The sequence below is a fragment of the Halorubrum sp. GN11_10-6_MGM genome (assembly GCF_005435165.1).
Classification (GTDB): domain Archaea; phylum Halobacteriota; class Halobacteria; order Halobacteriales; family Haloferacaceae; genus Halorubrum.
The window spans coordinates 20,884-37,857 of sequence record NZ_SGUC01000030.1 but is presented as its reverse complement, the minus strand read 5'-3'; the positions used below and the strand labels follow the sequence as shown (position 1 = coordinate 37,857).

Genomic DNA, 16,974 nt, shown 5'->3' with positions numbered 1-16,974 from the left:
GAACAGGCGGCAGCGGCGGGGCGGGTGGGAGCGGTTCGAGTGACTCCGAAGACGACGGGGAGTTCAAGAGCCGCGTCGAGTCGTTCGTCTCGGAGACAGAGGTGACTTGGGAGGATATCGGCGGCTTGGAATCTGTTCAGAACCGACTGAAGCGTGCGATCGCGCTCGGTGCGGTGGAGGGGACGCCCTCGGCGGTCGCCGCGACCGACCGGGTTCTCATGTTCGGACCGCCGGGGACCGGAAAGACGCTGTTGGCATCGGCGGTCGCGGGGTCGCTCGACGCGACGTTCTTCGACGTGAAGCTCGGCGGTCTCCTGTCGAAGTACTTCGGGGAGTCGTCGAAACAGATCACCGCGCTGTTCGACCTCGCGGCGGAGATGAGTCCGTCGGTCGTGTTCCTCGACGAGATCGACGCGCTGACGCAGTCGCGCGACGACAACTCCGATCAGACGTCTCGGCGGGTGCTGAACACCCTCCTTTCGGAGCTGGACGGGATCGACAAGGGGGGAGACGAGTTCGTGATGGTCCTCGGCGCGACGAACAAGCCGGCCGACCTCGACAACGCGGTTCGACGACGCTTCCCCGAGCGCCTCCTCATCCCGCTACCGGGCGTCGACGCCGCCGAAGAGGTCGTCCGGATCCACAGCGTTCGCGGGGGAGTCGAGTTCGCCGACTCGCCGCCGACGACGTTCGCCCCGGACGGTGTCGACGCGACCGGCGCCGCCTCGCCCGCGGCCGCGATCGCCTCCGCCTGCGTGGACCGACAGTTCACCGGGAGCGACATCGAGGCGCTGTGTCGGCGCTCGGTGGACGCGATGGTGCGCCGGTCGAACCCGGATCTCGTCTCCGTTGCTGACCGCGGTCTCGGCGGAGCGCGCGACTACGACCTCACGATCGAGCCCATCACGCCGAGAGACGTGGGGACGGCGTTCGAGCAGACGAGCGCGTCGCTGTCGGCGGCGGAGATATCCGAGTACGACGAGTGGAACGCGCAGTACGGAACGGGGCCGTCCGCTCGAAGCGAGCGGTAACACACCCAACAACTACAAATTCCCCCCACATTCGTACCCACATGATCGACCGACTCTCGACGCTCCTCTTCGGCGACGACACGACTCATCCGCTCGAACTCGACCGGTCCGAACACCGCGACAAGCAGGTCGAACTCAACGCGAAACGCGAGCAGCTCTCGACCGATCGCGACCGCCTCAAGGAGAAACACGAGAATCTGAAACAACGGTACATGGAGGCCCGCGAGGCGGGAGACGAGGACGCGGCAGAAACCGCCCTCCGTGAGGCCGAGGCCGTCAACGACCGCCTCGAAACGGTTGAAGGGAAACTCGACGTCGTGGACCAGATGTCCCAGACGGTGTCTAACTTCCTCAACGTCTACGAGATGCGGGAGCTCCGTAACGACCGGTACTGGGAGCGCCTGATGGAACTCGACCGCGAGGAGTTAGTCGAGATGTTCTCCCAAGAGAAGCTGACCATCGAGGAGATGACCCAGCGGCTCGACACCGCCGGCGTCGCCGCTCGTGACGTGGTCGAGTCCTTTTCTGCGTCGACCGACCGCCTCCACGGCGATTCGCAGCTCCGCGACGAGTGGGACGCCGAGTTCGAACGAGAGCGAACGACGGAGGGGGAATCGCTCGACCCCGAGGCGGTGTTCGACGACCTCGACGGCGAGTTGGACGACGAGGACGTGTCCGACCTCCGGCTGTCGTAGGCCCTCGCCGACCCCCGTCGTGTTAACTTAAACATGATTCCACCAGACGGCGTGGGCTTGTAACCAGTTTTCCGCGGTCGGTGGATCGACGTGGCTGAAACAGTTTGAAAACGAAGAGGTTCGTCGTTCTACTTCTCTAAAGACACGTTCTACGGAGTTTCTGAAGCCGTGTTGTTCGACGCGGTAGCTATAGTTTTCGCGGCGGAGCCCACCGATCAGATCGTCGGCGTCATCGACGAGAAACAGGGCGTCTTCAACGTCGTGTTTCTCGGCCAATTCTGTGAGAAATTCTCGTGCGATCGGTATCGTGTACGTCGGAAATAGCCGTGAATGAAGGATTCTGTTTGTTTCCGGATCGACGGCAGCATACAGCCAATACTGCTCGTCATTGATCCGGATCGCCTTTTGATCGACCGCAACGCGATCCGGGCTTTCACCGCCAGCTGGCTGTAAATCAGCTTTCTGTACCCAGTTGTGAACAGCGACACGACTTCTCTTGACACCCAATTCCTCAAGAAGAATAACTGTATTCGAAAGTGATAATCCTGCGAGATGGTGGCGAATACCCTTTTCAATGATCGACCGGGGTGTCCGCTCTCGCTCCACAAACTCCAAGTCGATCCACTCGGTACACTCGGTGAGGCGGGCGATTTCTGGCATAGGCACTAGAACTTCGCTCCGCCTCTTCCTTAACTTAACACCGCGCCGACCCCCGGACGAAGGTTTAATATTCAGGAAATTCAACACGTTTTACGGCGTGGTCCATCTGGTCCCACTCTCCGCCCTTTCGGATGTCCTGACGGCCGTCTTCGGCCTCCTGTTTCTACTGTTTTTCATCGCGGTCGCGTCCGTGATCGTCTTAGGGCTGTTGGTGGTGAACGCACTCCCCTACATCGTCGGGTTTGTCGGAGGGTTGCTCTCGACGCTGGCGGAGGCGGACGACACGAGCGCCGGCCACGCGACCGGCCGTTCGTCACAGAAGGAGAGCCCGGTGTCGACAGGGACCGGTTCGAACGCCCCGGAGTCACGGCGCGAGCGCTCGGAGACCGTCGGGCATGACAGCGGAAGCGGACCTTACGAGACCAACGAGTACGGCGAACTCGTCGAAAAGAACTGACGGGTCGTGTCGGATTCGTCGGCGCGCCGAGACGATGGGCGCCGGCGTCCGAGAGAATCGACGCGCGCTCGGAGCCGCGGAAAGCGCCCGCGGCCGCCGCCGACTGAGTCGAGGTTCGGCGGGCTGAAGCCTCCCCCGACAGCCGAGGAAAGAGGATATCAGACATGAGTATTAGACGCCAATTACTAACCGAGTCGGTCCCGGTCGGGAAGACATGAGTAGCGAGCGGCCCGTTCGGTTGCTGTACGTCAACGACGACGACCAGCTCCGAGAGCTGGTCTCCACGCGGCTCCGCGACGAGTGCGATCGGCTCCGGATCGAAGCGGCGGACTCCGCCGCCGAGGGGGAGCGACTGCTGGACGCGAAGCCGATCGACTGCGTGCTCTGTGACCACCACATGCCGGACACGACGGGTGTCGAGTTCCTGCGACGGGTCCGCGAGGACCGCCCCGACCTCCCGTTCCTCCTCTTTACGAACACCGGAACGGAGGCGGTCGCGAGCGAGAGCATCGAGGCCGGCGTCACGGACTACGTCATCCAAGACACGATCGAAAACCAAGCGCCCCTGCTCGCCCGGAAGATCGTCACCTACGTCGAGCACCGTCGGGCGCAGCGCGAACGGGACCGGACGAACAGGCGGCTCCGCGAGATCGCCGCCGTGACGGACCAGGTGTGGTGGGTGTTCTCGCCGACGTGGGAGGAGCTGTACTTCATCAACGACGGCCACGAGGCGATCTTCGGCCAGACGGAGGGGGCGCTCCGGACGGACCCGACGGGGTTCCTCGATCGGATCCACGAGGACGACGTCGACCGCGTTCGGCTGGCGATGGAGTCCGCGTCGAACGGGACTTCGCAGGTCGTCGAGTACCGGGTCGAGAAATCGGACGCGGTACAGCTCTGGGTCGAGTCGCGGTGTAAACCGATCACCGACGAGAGCGGCGAAGTCACGTCGCTCGTCGGGTTGACGCGCGACATCACGGACCGGAAGTTGTACCAGCGGGAGCTGACCGAGACGATCGACCAGCTGGAGGAGTTCACCGCGACCGTGTCGCACGACCTGCGGAACCCGCTGAACGTCGCCGCCGGCAACCTCAGCCTCGCCGCGTCGGAGGTCGACAACGAGCGCATCGACACGGCCCGCGACGCCGTCGCGCGCATGAGCGATCTCATCGACGAGCTGCTGACGCTCGCGAAGGAGGGCGAGACGCTCGGCGATCGGCGGCCGGTCCCGTACGAGGAGGTCGTCGCGAAGAGCTACGAGAACGTCCGCGCGCCGGAGAGCAGCCTGCGGATCGAAGGAAGCGTCACGCTGTCGTGCGACGCCGCGCGGCTCACCGAGGCGCTGGAGAACGTCATCCGCAACGCCGTCGAACACGGCGGCAGCGGCGTCTCGCTCACCGCGGGCGTCCTTCCGGGCGAGCGCGGCGTGTTCATCGAGGACGACGGCCCCGGCATACCGCCGGAAGAACGCGAGCGCGTCTTCGAGAAGGGACACACGACCCGGGAGGACGGGAGCGGGTTCGGGCTGGCGATCGTCGAGCGCATCGTCGACGCGCACGGCTGGGAGGTGTCGGCGACCGACGGGAGGGACGGCGGGGCCCGCTTCGAGATCGTGACCTGAACGCTTCGCGGTCAGTACAGCAGCTCGTCGTCGTTCTCGATCATGTACAGCGACCGGGCGGCGATGTTGACGGCGTGGTCGCCGACGCGTTCGAGGTCGCGGATCGTGAGGAGGAGCCGCGAGACGTTCCGCATCGTCGCCTCCACGTCCTCGTCGTCGCGGAGTTCGTCGCGCTCGATCAGGTCGCGGACGACGAGCTCGCTCGCGGCCTCGCAGGCGGCGTCGAGGTCGTCGTCGGCCTCCGAGACGGCGAAACAGCGCTCGGGGTCCGACTGGGCGTACGCCTCCATCGCCTCGTCGAGCATCGCCAGCGTATCGTCGCCGATGCGCTGGACGTCGACGTCGGGGAACACCTCGCGGTCCGCCCGTTTGGCGTACTCGCCGAGGTTCGTCGCGAGGTCCGCGATCCGTTCGAGGTCGGTGATGATCTTGAACGAGGCCGCGATGAACCGCAGGTCGCCGGCCACCGGCTGCTGGAGCGCGATGAGGTCGGTACACTGCCCCTCCAGTTCGAGGTAGAGGTCGTTGATCTCGGCGTCGCCGGTGATCACTTCCTCGCCCAACTCCTCGTCCTGCCGTTCGAGGGCGTCGAGCCCCATCCGGAGGCGCTCGGCGACCAGCTCGCTCATGTAGAGGACGTCGTCGCGGAGTCCCTCCAGTTTCGTCTGGTACTGTTCGCGTGGCATCTTGGCGTATCCGCCACGCCCGACGCACAAAAACACGTCGACGACGACAGGTTACCAGAAATTGTCTCCGGTTGTCCGACGTTGGGTCGAACACTGCCCGTGTGTCCGGTGATTTATATACCGAGCCGAAAGGGAGCGCGTGTCACAGAAACTCGATCGGTCCCGACGGCGCGTGCTCCGCGGCGTCGCGACCGGAGTGACGGCAGGGGCCGTCGCCGGCTGTGCCGGCCGCAGCTCCGACGGCGGCGACGGAACCGACGGAACCGACGGAACCGACGGCAACGGGACCGACGTCGGGAGCGGGGACGGCAGCGAGCCCGTCAGCGGCGGCGAGCTGGTGTACTCACAGCAGGTGTCGCCGATCGAGTTCGACCCGATCGTCGTCAACGACATCTACTCACAGCAGGTGTGTTCGCAGGTGTTCGAGCCGCTGTACGCATACGACGAGCGGACGAACCCGGTCCCGCACCTCGCCCGCGAGGAGCCGACCGTCGAGCGGGACGGGACGCGGTACATCGTGGAGCTCCGCGATGGACCGCGGTTCCAGAACGGCGACCCCGTCACCGCCGAGGACGTGCGGTACTCACTGACCGCACCGGTCGAGGAGGAGACCGCCAACGCCCCCGACGTGGAGATGATCGACACCGTCGAGGTCGTCGACGACCGGACGGTCCAGATCGATCTCCAGTACGGGTACGGGCCCTTCTACACGCTCGCGCTGACGCGGAGCGTGGTCCCCGAGTCGGTCCGCGAGGCGGACAAGGACGCGTTCAACCTCGAATCGCCGGTCGGCTCGGGGCCGTTCGAGTTCGACGACTGGACCGAAGGGCAGTTCGTCGACCTGGTGAAGTGGGACGACTACTGGGGCGACACGCTGCCGCACTTAGACCGGCTCCGGTTCGAGCCGGTCGAGGAGAGCACGACGCGCGTCGTCTCGTTGGAGACCGGCGAGTCGGACGTCGCCGACGGGATCACGCCCCAGACGTGGGAGACGGTCGAGAGCGCGGAGAACATGTCGCTCCAGTCGGAGCCCGGCATCTCCTACTACTACATCGCGTTCAACTGCAACGAGGGGCCGACCGCGGACCCGCAGGTCCGCGAGGCGATCGACTACGCCGTCTCGATGGACCAGGCCGTCTCGAACTTCATCGAGCCGGCCGGGGAGCGCAACTACGCGCCGGTGCCGCTCCCGGTCGCGGACTCGTGGGACTTCCCGACCGATGAGTGGGCGGACATCGGGCACGACCGCGACATCGACCGCACCGCGGAGCTGCTCGCGGACGCGGGCGTCCCGGAGGACTACAACTTCCGGATCATCGTCCCGCCGGACGACCTCCGCGAACAGATCGGCGTCTCCGTCTCGAACGGCCTGAACGAGGCCGGCTACGAGGCGGAGGTGCGCCGCTACGACTGGGGCACCTTCCTCGACACGTACGACACCGGCAACGAGGACGACTACAACATGTACGCGCTGGGGTGGCTCGGCGGTCCCGACCCGGACTCGTACGTGTACAACCTGTTCCACGACGGCCAGATCGGCGCCACCAACGGGACCTACTACGAGAACGATAGCCTCATGGACGACATCATCGCGGCCCGGCGCGCCAGCGACATCGACGAGCGGCGCGAACTGTACGAGTCGATCATCCCGACGCTGCTCGAAGACCGGGTCCACCTCCCCAGCTACAGCCTGCGCGTCTCCATCGGCGTCCGCGACTACGTCAACGACTTCGTCGCCCACCCGCGCTCGCAGTACAACCCGCGGGTCCTGAGCGACTACAACAACGTCTGGATCGACCAGTAACGGGCCGGCTCGGCGGGGGCGCGGCCTCGGTCGAAGCGTTCAAACCCCGCGGCGCCGAGGGACCGCACATGCAGAACATGACAGACCTCGTCCTCGACGAGAACGAAGAGGCGCTCGCGCCCGCGGTCGTGCTCGCGACGGTCGCGCTCCTCGCGGTGTTCGTCGTCGGGGTGCTTGTCTCGGTCGTCGGGCTCGTCGCCTGACAGCCGCCGGTTCCGAGGGTGACGGGTCGGCACGTCCGCCGTCGGCGAGCCCCGCTCGCGCGGAGAACGGCCCGAGCGCCCACGGCGTTTTTGTCGCTCCGGCGGGTCGAGACGGTATGCATCGCGGGATCCTCGCCGACCTCCTCGACCGCAACGACGAGCACGTCGCTGCGCTCGCGCCCGGCGCCTTCGACCGCCACCGGGAGGACCAGCGCCCCGGCGTGGTCTCCGTCTGTTGTTCCGACTCGCGCGTCTCCCAAGAGGGGATGTTCGCGGTCGACGAACCCGGATTCCTGTTCACCGCCGGCGCCATCGGCAACCGCGTGAGCGCCGTCGTCGACGGGGAGCGCGTCCTCGACGGGAGCGTGGCGTACCCGCTCCGTCACACCCACACCGAGGTCCTCGCCGTGGTCGGGCACACCGGGTGCGGCGCGGTCGATGCCGCGCTCACGGCGGCTCGAACCGGCGAGTTCCCGCCCGAGCCGGGCGTCCGCGCCGCCGTCGAGGCGCTAGTGCCGATCGTCGAGGACGGGCTTGACGACCCGGCCGTCGGCGGCGAGGCGGACGACGCCGTTTCGCTCCGTGAGGACGATGCCGTTTCGGCCCCGAAAAACGGACGGGACTCGGGCGAGGACGCCCGGGTCCGCGACCGCCTCGTCGAGTACAACGTCCACGCGCAGGTCGCGTTCGCCCGCGAACGCGAGGAGGCGGCGGACGCGACCGTGTACGGCTTCGTCTACGACCTCCACGGCGTCTACGGCGACCGGGACGGCGCCGTCTACCTCGTGAACGCCGACGGCGAGCGCGACCCCGCGACGCTGCGCGACCTCGTCGGCGAGGCGCGCGCCGACCACGTGGCGACGCTGCTGTAGCGGTCGGCGTCGCTCCCGGGTCCGATACCCGGACCGTCGCGGAGCGGAGGGCCCGGACCGTCGCGGAGCGGAGGGGCGCATCCGACAACCGTTTCACGGCGACGCCCGAAAGGGGTTCAAATGGACCGACGCGTCCTGTTCGCGACGCTGATCCTGCTGGCGGGCGGCGCGACCGGCGTCGGCGTGTCGCTGTTCGCGTTCGTCGGCGTCGACGACGCCACCACGGAGACCACCGTCGTCTGGGAGTCCGAACCGGCGGCCGGCGACGACGGCAGCGGCGCCGTGGTCGCGACGGTCGACGGCGATCCCCTCCTCCTCCGACCCGCGGTCGAGAACGGGTCGCGCGTCGTCCGCGCGACCGTGGTCGGGACCGACGAGACGCCTTGGACGGCCCCGATCGCCGGGCCGGACGCGGAGCGGGGCGGTGGCGACGGGTCGGGAGACGGGAACGACGCCGACGGCGACGACCCAGTCGCCGTCAGCGGACTCACCACGGGGACGCTCAGCGGCGACACGGTCGTCGCGCTCACGACGGCGTCGGGCCGACTCGTCGTCCTCGACGCGGGCGACGGGACGGAGCGGTTCGCGGTCGACCTCGGCGGCCCCGCCGGAGTTCGGCCCGCAGTCGGCGATCTCACCGGCGACGGGAGTCGGGAGGTCGCGGCGGTCACGACCGGCGGGAACGTCCGCGTCGTCGACGCCGCGGGCGAGGCGGTCGCCGAGGCCTCGCTGCCGGGCGACGTCGACCGCCGACCGCTCGTCGTCGAGCCCGACGCCGAGGCCGGCGAGCGGGGCGGACTCGCGGTGCTGACGACCGCGGGCGACCCCGCGACGGTCCACATGCTCGACGCGAGCGGCGAGGCGCGCTGGACGACGGAGCCGAGCGTCAACCCGCTGAGCTGGAACGCGGCGGACAGCCGGGACGGCCCGGTGCTGGCGCTCGGCGGCGCGAACGGGAACCTTGAGCTGCTGGAGACGAGCGACGGCACGGACCGGTACGAGGTCGGGCTTCAGGACCTCCCGGTCGCCGTCGGCGACGCGGACCCCGGCCGAGTGTACGTCGGCGGCTCCGGGAGCGTGTGGGCCGTCGACCTCCTCGACGGCGAGGTCGTCTGGAAACAGCAGTACGGCGCGACGACGCGGATCAACGAGCCCCGCATGGCCGACGTCGACGGGAACGGCGAGCGCGCACCGGTCGTGGTCAACCGCGCCGGCGAGGTACTCGCGATGACCCAACAGGGCGAGGTGATCGCCCGCGGCGGGCCGAGCGAGGTCGTCGCCTACGGCGGTCCCCTGTTCGCCGATGTGACGGGCGACGGCGGCGACGAGGTGATCGTGGTCGCCGACGACGGGACCGCGATCGCGGTCGACACCTGAGCCGGCGGCGGTTGCCGCAGTCGTTTATATACGGTTCGTTCCGGAAAACCGGACGACCGAACCGGAGTCCTCAGCGCCGTTCACCGGAAACGCGGTGTGTCGGTTGAGCAAGGGCTCAGCGGACGAGTGGCGACGAAAAGTGAGAAATCCGAGAGCGGCCGCGTTAGTGGTCTTCGTCCTCGTACACCCACGCCGAGGTGTCGAGGTCGTAGTCGACGAGCTCCTCGTCGTCGAAGAACAGGTCGATCTCGCGCTCGTTGGCGCCCTCGTCCTCGTGGTCCGACGCGTGGATCACGTTGTGGCCGAGGTCGAGGCCGAAGTCGCCGCGGATCGTACCCGGGGCGGACTCGGCGGGGTCGGTCTCGCCGACCATCGCGCGGACCTGTCGGGTCGCGTCCGCACCCTCCCACACCATCGCGAAGACGGGGCCGGAGGTGATAAAGTCGACGAGGCCGTCGAAGAACGGCTTGTCCTCGTGTTCGCCGTAGTGCTCCGTGGCGAGCTCTTCGTCCAGCTGGACGAACTTGCCGCCGACGAGCTTGAGCCCGCGGTCCTCGAAGCGAGAGACGATCTCGCCGATGAGGCCGCGCTGGACGCCGTCGGGCTTCACCATCACGAAGGTGCGCTCGTCGTGGTGGCTCACTGCTCGTCGCCTCCCGCGCGGTTACCCTCCTCGGTCCACTCGAGGTCGCGCGCCTCGCGACCGAGGAAGTAGTTCTTCTCCGCCTTTGAGTCGACGAAGTGGAGGATCTGTCCGTCCTTCTTCACGTACATCGTGCCCGTGCCGGGCTCGATCTCTTCGCCGGAGTAGTCGCAGGTGCGTGTCTCGACCATTGGTTATCGGCCTCCGATGGAGTCGGCGTCGCGCTGGGTCTCCCGCAGCTGGAGCACGTCGCCCAGACGGACGGGACCCAGGACGTTCCGGGTGATGATCCGGCCCTGGTTCGATCCCTCCTGGATGCGGCACTTGACCTGCATGGCCTCGCCGTGCATCCCGGTCTTGCCGACGACCTCGATGACCTCCGCGGTCGTCGAGTCGCCGGTGCCCTCTTCTGCGCTCATGGGAGGTTATCGGAGCTCCGCGACCTTCTCGCCGATGTCCTCGACGTCGTCGGCGGCGTCGCCGGCGTCGACGACGGCGGCGGCGGCCGAGCCGACTTCGAGGCCGGCGGCCTGACCGACTTCGTCCTGCGTGTCGACGAAGGCGACCGGAATCCCCTTCTCCTCGGCGAGCTCGGGGAGGTGCATCACGATCTCCTCGGGGGAGACGTCCTCGGCGACGATAACGAGATCCGCGTTGCCGCGCTCGACGGCCTTGGTGGTCTCGTTGGTTCCTTTCTTCACGGTGCCGGTGTCTCGGGCGACCTCGAGCGCTTCGAGGGATCGCTCCGCGAGGTCTGCCGGGGTGTCGTAGTCTACGTAAACGGGCATATGTTGTTCACCTATCCTCCGTGCGGGCTCGCGTGCCCGTCCCGTGGTCGGTCCCTAACGGAACGGCACATCATCAACCCCACAGAGGCTGTGCCCCATCGTAGTCCGGACATCCATAAAAGCGCTTTCAATGTCTGGCGGGTGTGCGAGCGGGGATCACAGGGCGAGGATCGGCGGACGCACGGACTCCGCGCTTTTTAAGCGTCGTTCACTCCTCTACTCGCGTATCGAATGGTCCGTCTCGTTCACTACTCCGACATCGAGAACGTCTTCGACGCCCCCGAACGGGCGGCCCGCCTCGCCGGCCGGATCCGAGCGCTCTCGGGTCCCGACGCCGCGGTCGTCGCCACCGGCGACACGACCGCCCCGGGCGTCCTCTCGCTGGTCGCGACCGGTAGGCAGGTCCTCGACTTCTACGAGGCGACCGACACCCGCCTCGACACGTTCGGCAACCACGAGTTCGACTACGGTCCCGACGCGCTCCGCGGCCTCGTCGCCGACGCGCCCGCGACGTTCGTCTCGGCGAACGTCCGCGACGAGGCCGGCGAGCCCTTCGGCCGCGACGAGGGGGTCGTCCCGTGGACGACGCTGAAAGTCGACGGCGCGACCGTCGGGTTCGTCGGCGTCACCGATCCCGCGACGAACTCGCTGAACCCGATGGCGGCCGACCTCTCCTTCGACGACCCCGTCGCGGCCGCCCGCGACGCCCTCGCCGAGATGCGGACCGCGGTCGCCGAGCGCGGGCCGGGAAGAGAAGGAGGTGACCGCGACGCGCTCGACCGCGTCGTGATCCTCTCTCACCTCGGCGCGGGCGACGACGACCTCGCTCGCGATCTCGACGTCGACGCGGTCCTCGGCGGCCACATCCATAGCCGCCGGAACGAGGTCGTCGAAGGGACGCTGCTCGTCCGGCCCGGGGTCAACGGCGAGGCGGTGGCCGAGGTCGACCTCGACGCCGCCCCCGCGACCGCGACGCTCCACGAACCGGACGGGGCCGACCCCGCGCCGGGGCTCGCGGACGCGCTCGCGGAGCGCATGGCCGCCGCCGACCTCGACGAGACCGTCGACGTCGTCGAGGAGCCGATCGCGCGCTCCGGGGACGTGGTCCACGGCGGAGAGTGTCGCGTCGGCAACTTCGTCGCGGACGCGTTCCGGTGGGCTCACGACGCCGACGTGGGGCTGTCGAACGCCGGCGGGCTCCGACAGGGCGACCCGTTCGTCGGCGACGTGACGAAGGCGGACCTTATCTCCCTGATCCCGTTCGAGGAGCCGGTCGCGCTCGCGTCGGTCTCCGGCGCGGAGCTCGGCGACGTGTTCCGCGAGATGGCCGCACCCGACGTGGACTTCGGCGAGGACGACTGGTGGCACGGACACGTCTCGAACGCCCGCGTCGTCTGGGACGACGACGCCGAACTCATCCTAGAGGCGGCCGTCGGCGGCGAGCCGATCGACCCCGACGCGCGCTACACGGTCGCCGTCTCGGAGTACCTGCTCCACTCCGACCACGAGTTCCCGACGCTCGCGCAGCGTCACCGGATCGACGAGGCCGACATTCAGTACGAGGTGCTGGCCGACTACGCCCGCGAGCGCGGCATCGACCCCGCGATCGAGGGCCGGATCGAGATCCGGAACCGCGCCGCCGCGGCCGACGACGACGACTGAGCGCGGCCGCACCGACTCTGTTTATAAAACGAACCGCAGTTCCTGATTACAACCGACAGCGCCGGATTCACCGACCCCGCAGCGCCCGCTCAGTCCAGATTCACGTCGACGTCGCGCTGGAGTCCGGCCGCTTTCACGGTGTTGTACAGGAGCATCGCGCGCGTCATCGGTCCGACGCCGCCGGGGACGGGCGTGATCGCGCCCGCGACCTCCTTCGCCGACTCGTACTCCACGTCGCCGACGAGTTCGTACCCCTTCTCCGTGTCCGCCTCCACCCGATTGATCCCCACGTCGATCACGGTCGCGCCCGGCTTCAGCATCGAGCCGTCGACGAACTCCGGAATGCCGGCGGCCGCGACGACGATGTCCGCGTCGGCCAGCTTCGCCTCCAAGCCCTCGGTGCGGGAGTGACAGACGGTCGTCGTCGCGTTGCCGGTCGGCGACTTCTGGATCAGCAGGTTCGCCATCGGCTTGCCGACGATGTCGGAGCGGCCGACGACGACCGCGTCCGCGCCCTCGGTCGTCACGTCGTAGGCGGCGAGCAGCTTCTGGACGCCGTGGGGCGTACACGGCTTGAACCGCGCGTCGCCCGCGACGAGGCGGCCGACGTTCTCCGGGTGGAAGCCGTCCACGTCCTTCACCGGGTCGATCTGTCGGAGGACGGTGCGCTTGTCGACGTGGTCCGGGAGCGGGAGCTGGACCAAGATCCCGTGGACGTCGTCGCGGGCGTTGAGGTCGTCGATGGTGTCGTACAGCTCTTCGGCGGGCGCGTCGGCGTCGATCTCGACGTGGAAGCTCTCGATGCCGACCTCCTCGCAGTCGCGCTGTTTCATCGAGACGTACGTCTCGCTGGCCGGGTCGTCGCTCATCAGCACCGTCGCGAGCCCCGGCTCGACGCCCGCGTCGGACAGTCGCGCCACCTCGTCGGCGACCGCGTCGCGCACGTCCGCCGCGACCGACTCGCCGTCGATGATCTCCGTCATGTGCGGCCGTCGTCGCCCCCGAGGTAAAAGTGAACCGGGATCGTGTGTATCGAGCCGTATCTGAAACTAATTCGATCCGTTTCTGTGGATCAACTACTCCGGGAACAGCTCCGTCTCGCGCTCGACCGCGTCGATCGCGGCGACCTCCGCGTCGTCGAGGTCGAGGTCGGCCGCCGCGAGGTTCGCCCGGAGGTGGGCCGCGGTCGACGCCTTCGGGATCGGCACCACCGGCTCCTTGGCGGCCGCCCACGCGATCGCGACCGTCTCGGGCGTCGTCCCGTGCGCCTCGGCGACGTCGACGACCGCGTCTACCTCGCGCACGCGACCGCCGGCGAGCGGCGAGTAGGCGACGACCGGGTAGCCGTGTTCGCGGGCGTGATCGAGCAGCGCCGGGCGGTAAAACAGCGGGTGAAGCTCGGTCTGATGGGCCGCCGGCGGCCGGCCGAGGACGTCGATCGCGCGGTCGAGATCCGCGATCTCGAAGTTCGAGACGCCGACGTTCCGCACGAGCCCCTCGTCGACGAGGCGGTCCAACGCCGGGAGCGTCGCCTCGGGATCGTAGTCGCCGCGCGGCCGGTGGACGTACAACAGATCGATCCGGTCGACTCCCAGCCGGTCGGCGCTCTCGCGGGCCGCGGGCGCGGCCGCGTCGGCGGCGAGGTCGTCGATCCAGAGCTTCGTCGCGACGGTGACGTCCTCGCGGTCGAGGTCGCTCGCGGCGTCCTCGCGGTCGCCCGCGACGCCGTCGCGCTCCGCCAACGCCGCGGCGAGCCCCTCGCCGACGACCGCCTCGTTGTCGTAGATCCGAGCGGTGTCGACGTGGCGGTAGCCGGCGGCGAGCGCGGTCGCGACCGCTTCCGGGTCGTCGATTCCCATCGTGCCGAGACCGACGGGCGGGAGGTCCATACCCCGGAGTCCGGACGACGCGGAGAAAAGCCTCCCGTCACGTCGGCGACGGGGTCGTCGCGGCGAGGGCAGTCGGCCGCGCCGCCGCACGTGCGACGCGATCACTTACCTGGGAGGCGTCCGTAGCGCCGCGCGTCGATGGTAGCCCGCCCTCCTCGGAGTCGGCCTCCCGGCTCCGGACCGTCGGAGTCGCCCGTCGAGCGAGCGTCGGCCGGCCCTCGCGCCGCGTGACCCGGACCGGGACGTGGTCGTTCGCGACGACCGCGGGGCGCGTCGAGGTCGCCCCCGACGAGATACGGATCCGGAAGCAGGCCGCTCGCGTGGCCGAAACGAGCCTCCGGACGCTCGCGAACGGCCGAGTACCCCCCGTCGGCCGCGAGGTGGGCTGGTCCGCCGTCGCGAGCGGGATCGCCCTGTTCGGGGCGCTGATCGAGTGGACCCTCGGGTCCGGGCAGGGTATCGGGGTCGCGGCGTTCCCGCTGGCGACGGCGCTCGCCGGCGTCGCCGTCACGGCGCTCCAGAACGCCCGCGTCGACGTGCCGGCCCGCGACGTTCGGCACGTCGAGTTCAGCGACGGCGACGTGGTCGTGGTCCACGAAGACGACGGCGAGGAGGCCGAGACCGCCCTCCGTCCCCGGTCGCCCGCGGCGCGGAACGACGCGGCGTTCGCCTTCCGACTGCGCGGAATCGAGGTCAGGGGCGCGGACGACGCGGAGGGCGTCTCCCGGACCGTCGTCGACGCGCCGGAAGCGGAACTCGTCGCGTGAACCGACGACGCGCTCGCGAACGCGTCGCCGCCGCGCGGGTCACCGCGTCAGCGACACCGACCGCTCGACGACCTCGTACCCCTGCGCGGCCAGCGCGTCGGCGTAGTACCGGTCGGCGACCCATCCCTGCGGAAGCATACGGAGGTCAAAGCGCCGCGTCGGCCGCAGTTCGACGTCGACGACGCTCCCGCCGTCCGGCGCCTCGCGCACCGCGACCGCGTACGACCCCCACGGCTTTCCGCGGGCGGTCCCCTCGATCTCGATCGTCGCGACCGGGCTCTCGCGGTCGACGTCGTCCCCGTCGCCGGTCGCCGCGCTGCCGGTCCCCTCGCCTTCGACCCGGTTGAGGTCGACGTCGAGGTCGATCGCGGCGGTACGGAGGCCGAGGAGGTAGGAGAACGCGTACGCCGCCGTCGCGTCAGGGGGTTCGCGGACCCCGTCGGCGACGCCCCACTGGAACGCGAGGATCGGCGGCGTCACCGACGCGAACTCCTCGGCGACCGCGTCCGGTGACGCGGTGGTCCGGAGCCGTACCGAGCCGGTGCGCCGGAACACCGGCACGCGGAGCGCGACGGCGAGGACGAGAGCGACCGCAACGCCGGGCCAGAGTGAGAGCGCGGCGACGGCCCCGAGGAACGCGCAGATGACGAGCAGCGCGAGACCCCAGCTGGCGGCGCGTTCGGCGCGGTGATACCCCGCGATCACGGCGTCGAGCGCGTCCCGATCGACACGACGGCGGGACTCGACGCGGGCGGAGGGCGTGGACACGGATCCGACTCGTCGAGGGCACAGTTCAGGATTGCGGTCAGCCCGAGTCGCCGCCCGGCGCTCGCCCGCAGATGCTCACGAGGTCGTGGAGGTCGTCGATCTCGTAGGTCGGGTGGCAGGCGAGTTCCGTCGACCGCCGGTGCGGGCGCCGGATGAACGCGGAGTCGATGCCGGCGTTGTCGGCCGCGCGGACGTCCGACTCGTTGTCCCCGACGAACAGCGCCGTCTCGGCGCCGAGGTCTTCGAGGGCGCGCTCGATGTAGTACGGCGAGGGCTTCTTGCGCGAGAGGCTGGCGACCGACGGCTCCCGACCGTACGCGACCTCGAAGTGGCCCGCGAGCCCGAAGTGGTCGAGGAGGGCGTCGACGGTCGCCTGCTGGTTCGACGAGACGATACCGAGCGAGGCGTCCAGCGCGCGGAGCGCGTCGACGTCGTCGTAGGGCGTCTTCTGTCCCTTCCGGGCGGCGTAGATCTGCGCCGCGCTCGCGACCTCGTCTCTCACCCGCCAGAACTCCGCGGGGTCGACGCCGTAGCGCTCGCAGATGTCGGTCAGCGTCGCGGGGTCGACGCCGACGGCCACGTCGTCGACGTGGGCGAGGTCCGGGTCCTCGACGCCGAGGCTCACGAACGCGTCCCACGCGGCCTCGCGGAGCGTGTCGAACGACGTCCGCCCGACCAACACCCCGTCGTTGTCGAAGACGACGGCGTCGTACACGCATCGCCGTGCGTGGGTAACGGGCAAAAAGCTTTCACACGTCGAGAGGTCGCTGTCTCGGACGCCGAGCGGTCGGTGTCTCGGACGCCGAACGCTCGGTCGCGAGCATCGGGGATCGACCCTCAGACGCCGAACAGACGGAAGAACAGTCCGACGAGCAGCGCGAGGGTGCCGGCGATCACGCCGACGAAGGGGATCGGGACCGGTAGCGGGATCACGATCAGCGCGATCCCGACGGCGATCAGCGCGGTCGAGAGCTTCACGACGGAACTCCGGCCTCGACGCTCAAATACCTTCAGGCGGGTTTCGACCGTCAGACGACGGTCATCGCCGCGC

Annotated in this window: 21 protein-coding genes; 10 read left to right on the top strand and 11 right to left on the bottom strand. The window is 68.9% G+C overall.

The window, feature by feature from the left end; translation table 11 throughout:
- On the top strand, positions 1-1,031 hold a 1,031-nt coding region (locus EXE46_RS13045), incomplete at its 5' end, for an ATP-binding protein (RefSeq protein ID WP_137688823.1).
- Positions 1,032-1,072: 41 nt separating this feature from the next.
- The gene (locus tag EXE46_RS13040; RefSeq protein WP_137688822.1) at positions 1,073-1,726 is read left to right on the top strand and encodes a hypothetical protein; all 654 of its coding nucleotides are present in this window, start codon (positions 1,073-1,075) and stop codon (positions 1,724-1,726) included.
- A 27-nt stretch (positions 1,727-1,753) separates the two neighbouring features.
- Here the strand turns inward: EXE46_RS13040 and EXE46_RS13035 are convergent, their stop codons facing one another.
- Positions 1,754-2,386 (bottom strand): IS6 family transposase, encoded by a 633-nt coding sequence (locus tag EXE46_RS13035; RefSeq protein WP_137688821.1) that lies wholly within the window; start codon positions 2,384-2,386, stop codon positions 1,754-1,756.
- 97 nt (positions 2,387-2,483) lie between these two features.
- Here EXE46_RS13035 and EXE46_RS13030 point away from each other — a divergent pair, with 97 nt between their 5' ends.
- Together EXE46_RS13030 and EXE46_RS13025 are read left to right on the top strand one after the other, a co-directional pair.
- Positions 2,484-2,843 carry a hypothetical protein gene (locus EXE46_RS13030; RefSeq protein WP_137688820.1) on the top strand — a complete coding sequence of 120 codons (360 nt, stop codon included), beginning with the start codon at positions 2,484-2,486 and terminating at the stop codon, positions 2,841-2,843.
- 214 nt (positions 2,844-3,057) lie between these two features.
- On the top strand, positions 3,058-4,464 hold the full coding sequence (locus tag EXE46_RS13025) for an ATP-binding protein (RefSeq protein WP_137688819.1): 1,407 nt from the start codon (positions 3,058-3,060) through the stop codon (positions 4,462-4,464).
- 11 nt (positions 4,465-4,475) lie between these two features.
- On the opposite strand, the gene phoU is transcribed toward EXE46_RS13025, so the two are convergent.
- On the bottom strand, positions 4,476-5,150 hold the full coding sequence (gene phoU, locus EXE46_RS13020) for a phosphate signaling complex protein PhoU (protein WP_137688818.1): 675 nt from the start codon (positions 5,148-5,150) through the stop codon (positions 4,476-4,478).
- Positions 5,151-5,289: 139 nt separating this feature from the next.
- Between phoU and EXE46_RS13015 the strand changes: the two genes are divergently transcribed.
- The 4 genes from EXE46_RS13015 to EXE46_RS13005 all read left to right on the top strand — a co-directional run bounded on the left by EXE46_RS13015 (position 5,290) and on the right by EXE46_RS13005 (position 9,406).
- Entirely contained in the window at positions 5,290-6,954 is a 1,665-nt protein-coding gene (locus tag EXE46_RS13015; protein ID WP_137688817.1) for an ABC transporter substrate-binding protein, read from the top strand.
- A 68-nt stretch (positions 6,955-7,022) separates the two neighbouring features.
- Positions 7,023-7,157: a hypothetical protein gene (locus tag EXE46_RS17635; protein WP_255509572.1), complete on the top strand. Its 135-nt coding sequence runs from the start codon at positions 7,023-7,025 to the stop codon at positions 7,155-7,157.
- A 116-nt stretch (positions 7,158-7,273) separates the two neighbouring features.
- On the top strand, positions 7,274-8,029 hold the full coding sequence (locus EXE46_RS13010) for a carbonic anhydrase (RefSeq protein WP_137688816.1): 756 nt from the start codon (positions 7,274-7,276) through the stop codon (positions 8,027-8,029).
- 120 nt (positions 8,030-8,149) lie between these two features.
- Complete coding sequence (locus EXE46_RS13005; protein ID WP_137688815.1) at positions 8,150-9,406, top strand: PQQ-binding-like beta-propeller repeat protein; 1,257 nt, start codon at positions 8,150-8,152, stop codon at positions 9,404-9,406.
- A 163-nt stretch (positions 9,407-9,569) separates the two neighbouring features.
- Here the strand turns inward: EXE46_RS13005 and ndk are convergent, their stop codons facing one another.
- From ndk to rpl7ae, 4 genes are read right to left on the bottom strand one after another with little or no spacing between them, the layout of a single operon-like run.
- Positions 9,570-10,049, bottom strand: coding sequence for a nucleoside-diphosphate kinase (ndk, locus tag EXE46_RS13000; RefSeq protein ID WP_137688814.1), 480 nt, complete (start codon positions 10,047-10,049; stop codon positions 9,570-9,572).
- On the bottom strand, positions 10,046-10,240 hold the full coding sequence (locus tag EXE46_RS12995; protein ID WP_137688813.1) for a 50S ribosomal protein L24e: 195 nt from the start codon (positions 10,238-10,240) through the stop codon (positions 10,046-10,048). The genes ndk and EXE46_RS12995 overlap by 4 nt, the downstream gene beginning before the upstream one ends.
- 3 nt (positions 10,241-10,243) lie before the next feature.
- A complete protein-coding gene (locus EXE46_RS12990; protein WP_004595321.1) occupies positions 10,244-10,468 on the bottom strand; it encodes a 30S ribosomal protein S28e in 225 nt (74 codons plus the stop codon).
- Between the two features lie 6 nt (positions 10,469-10,474).
- Entirely contained in the window at positions 10,475-10,837 is a 363-nt protein-coding gene (rpl7ae, locus tag EXE46_RS12985; RefSeq protein ID WP_004595322.1) for a 50S ribosomal protein L7Ae, read from the bottom strand.
- A gap of 231 nt (positions 10,838-11,068) precedes the next feature.
- Here rpl7ae and EXE46_RS12980 point away from each other — a divergent pair, with 231 nt between their 5' ends.
- A complete protein-coding gene (locus tag EXE46_RS12980; protein WP_137688812.1) occupies positions 11,069-12,499 on the top strand; it encodes a bifunctional UDP-sugar hydrolase/5'-nucleotidase in 1,431 nt (476 codons plus the stop codon).
- An 89-nt stretch (positions 12,500-12,588) separates the two neighbouring features.
- On the opposite strand, the gene EXE46_RS12975 is transcribed toward EXE46_RS12980, so the two are convergent.
- Together EXE46_RS12975 and EXE46_RS12970 are read right to left on the bottom strand one after the other, a co-directional pair.
- Positions 12,589-13,482, bottom strand: a complete 894-nt coding sequence (locus EXE46_RS12975; RefSeq protein ID WP_137688811.1) for a bifunctional methylenetetrahydrofolate dehydrogenase/methenyltetrahydrofolate cyclohydrolase — start codon at positions 13,480-13,482, stop codon at positions 12,589-12,591.
- 93 nt (positions 13,483-13,575) lie between these two features.
- A complete protein-coding gene (locus tag EXE46_RS12970) occupies positions 13,576-14,388 on the bottom strand; it encodes an aldo/keto reductase (protein WP_137688810.1) in 813 nt (270 codons plus the stop codon).
- Between the two features lie 227 nt (positions 14,389-14,615).
- Between EXE46_RS12970 and EXE46_RS12965 the strand changes: the two genes are divergently transcribed.
- Entirely contained in the window at positions 14,616-15,155 is a 540-nt protein-coding gene (locus tag EXE46_RS12965) for a hypothetical protein (protein WP_137688809.1), read from the top strand.
- Between the two features lie 39 nt (positions 15,156-15,194).
- Here EXE46_RS12965 and EXE46_RS12960 read toward each other — a convergent pair whose 3' ends face one another.
- The 3 genes from EXE46_RS12960 to EXE46_RS17200 form a co-directional block, all read right to left on the bottom strand.
- Positions 15,195-15,923: a hypothetical protein gene (locus tag EXE46_RS12960; RefSeq protein WP_137688808.1), complete on the bottom strand. Its 729-nt coding sequence runs from the start codon at positions 15,921-15,923 to the stop codon at positions 15,195-15,197.
- 37 nt (positions 15,924-15,960) lie between these two features.
- Positions 15,961-16,638 carry an HAD family hydrolase gene (locus EXE46_RS12955; RefSeq protein WP_137688807.1) on the bottom strand — a complete coding sequence of 226 codons (678 nt, stop codon included), beginning with the start codon at positions 16,636-16,638 and terminating at the stop codon, positions 15,961-15,963.
- 122 nt (positions 16,639-16,760) lie between these two features.
- Positions 16,761-16,901 carry a hypothetical protein gene (locus EXE46_RS17200; protein ID WP_199234169.1) on the bottom strand — a complete coding sequence of 47 codons (141 nt, stop codon included), beginning with the start codon at positions 16,899-16,901 and terminating at the stop codon, positions 16,761-16,763.
- Between the last annotated feature and the right edge of the window lie 73 nt (positions 16,902-16,974).

Coding starts and splice junctions, on each gene's coding strand:
- EXE46_RS13040 (WP_137688822.1), top strand. CDS start 1,073: ATGATCGACCGACTCTCGACGCTCCTCTTCGGCGACGACACGACTCAT.
- EXE46_RS13035 (WP_137688821.1), bottom strand. CDS start 2,386: ATGCCAGAAATCGCCCGCCTCACCGAGTGTACCGAGTGGATCGACTTG.
- EXE46_RS13025 (WP_137688819.1), top strand. CDS start 3,058: ATGAGTAGCGAGCGGCCCGTTCGGTTGCTGTACGTCAACGACGACGAC.
- phoU (WP_137688818.1), bottom strand. CDS start 5,150: ATGCCACGCGAACAGTACCAGACGAAACTGGAGGGACTCCGCGACGAC.
- EXE46_RS17635 (WP_255509572.1), top strand. CDS start 7,023: ATGCAGAACATGACAGACCTCGTCCTCGACGAGAACGAAGAGGCGCTC.
- EXE46_RS13010 (WP_137688816.1), top strand. CDS start 7,274: ATGCATCGCGGGATCCTCGCCGACCTCCTCGACCGCAACGACGAGCAC.
- EXE46_RS13005 (WP_137688815.1), top strand. CDS start 8,150: ATGGACCGACGCGTCCTGTTCGCGACGCTGATCCTGCTGGCGGGCGGC.
- EXE46_RS12995 (WP_137688813.1), bottom strand. CDS start 10,240: ATGGTCGAGACACGCACCTGCGACTACTCCGGCGAAGAGATCGAGCCC.
- EXE46_RS12990 (WP_004595321.1), bottom strand. CDS start 10,468: ATGAGCGCAGAAGAGGGCACCGGCGACTCGACGACCGCGGAGGTCATC.
- rpl7ae (WP_004595322.1), bottom strand. CDS start 10,837: ATGCCCGTTTACGTAGACTACGACACCCCGGCAGACCTCGCGGAGCGA.
- EXE46_RS12980 (WP_137688812.1), top strand. CDS start 11,069: ATGGTCCGTCTCGTTCACTACTCCGACATCGAGAACGTCTTCGACGCC.
- EXE46_RS12975 (WP_137688811.1), bottom strand. CDS start 13,482: ATGACGGAGATCATCGACGGCGAGTCGGTCGCGGCGGACGTGCGCGAC.
- EXE46_RS12970 (WP_137688810.1), bottom strand. CDS start 14,388: ATGGACCTCCCGCCCGTCGGTCTCGGCACGATGGGAATCGACGACCCG.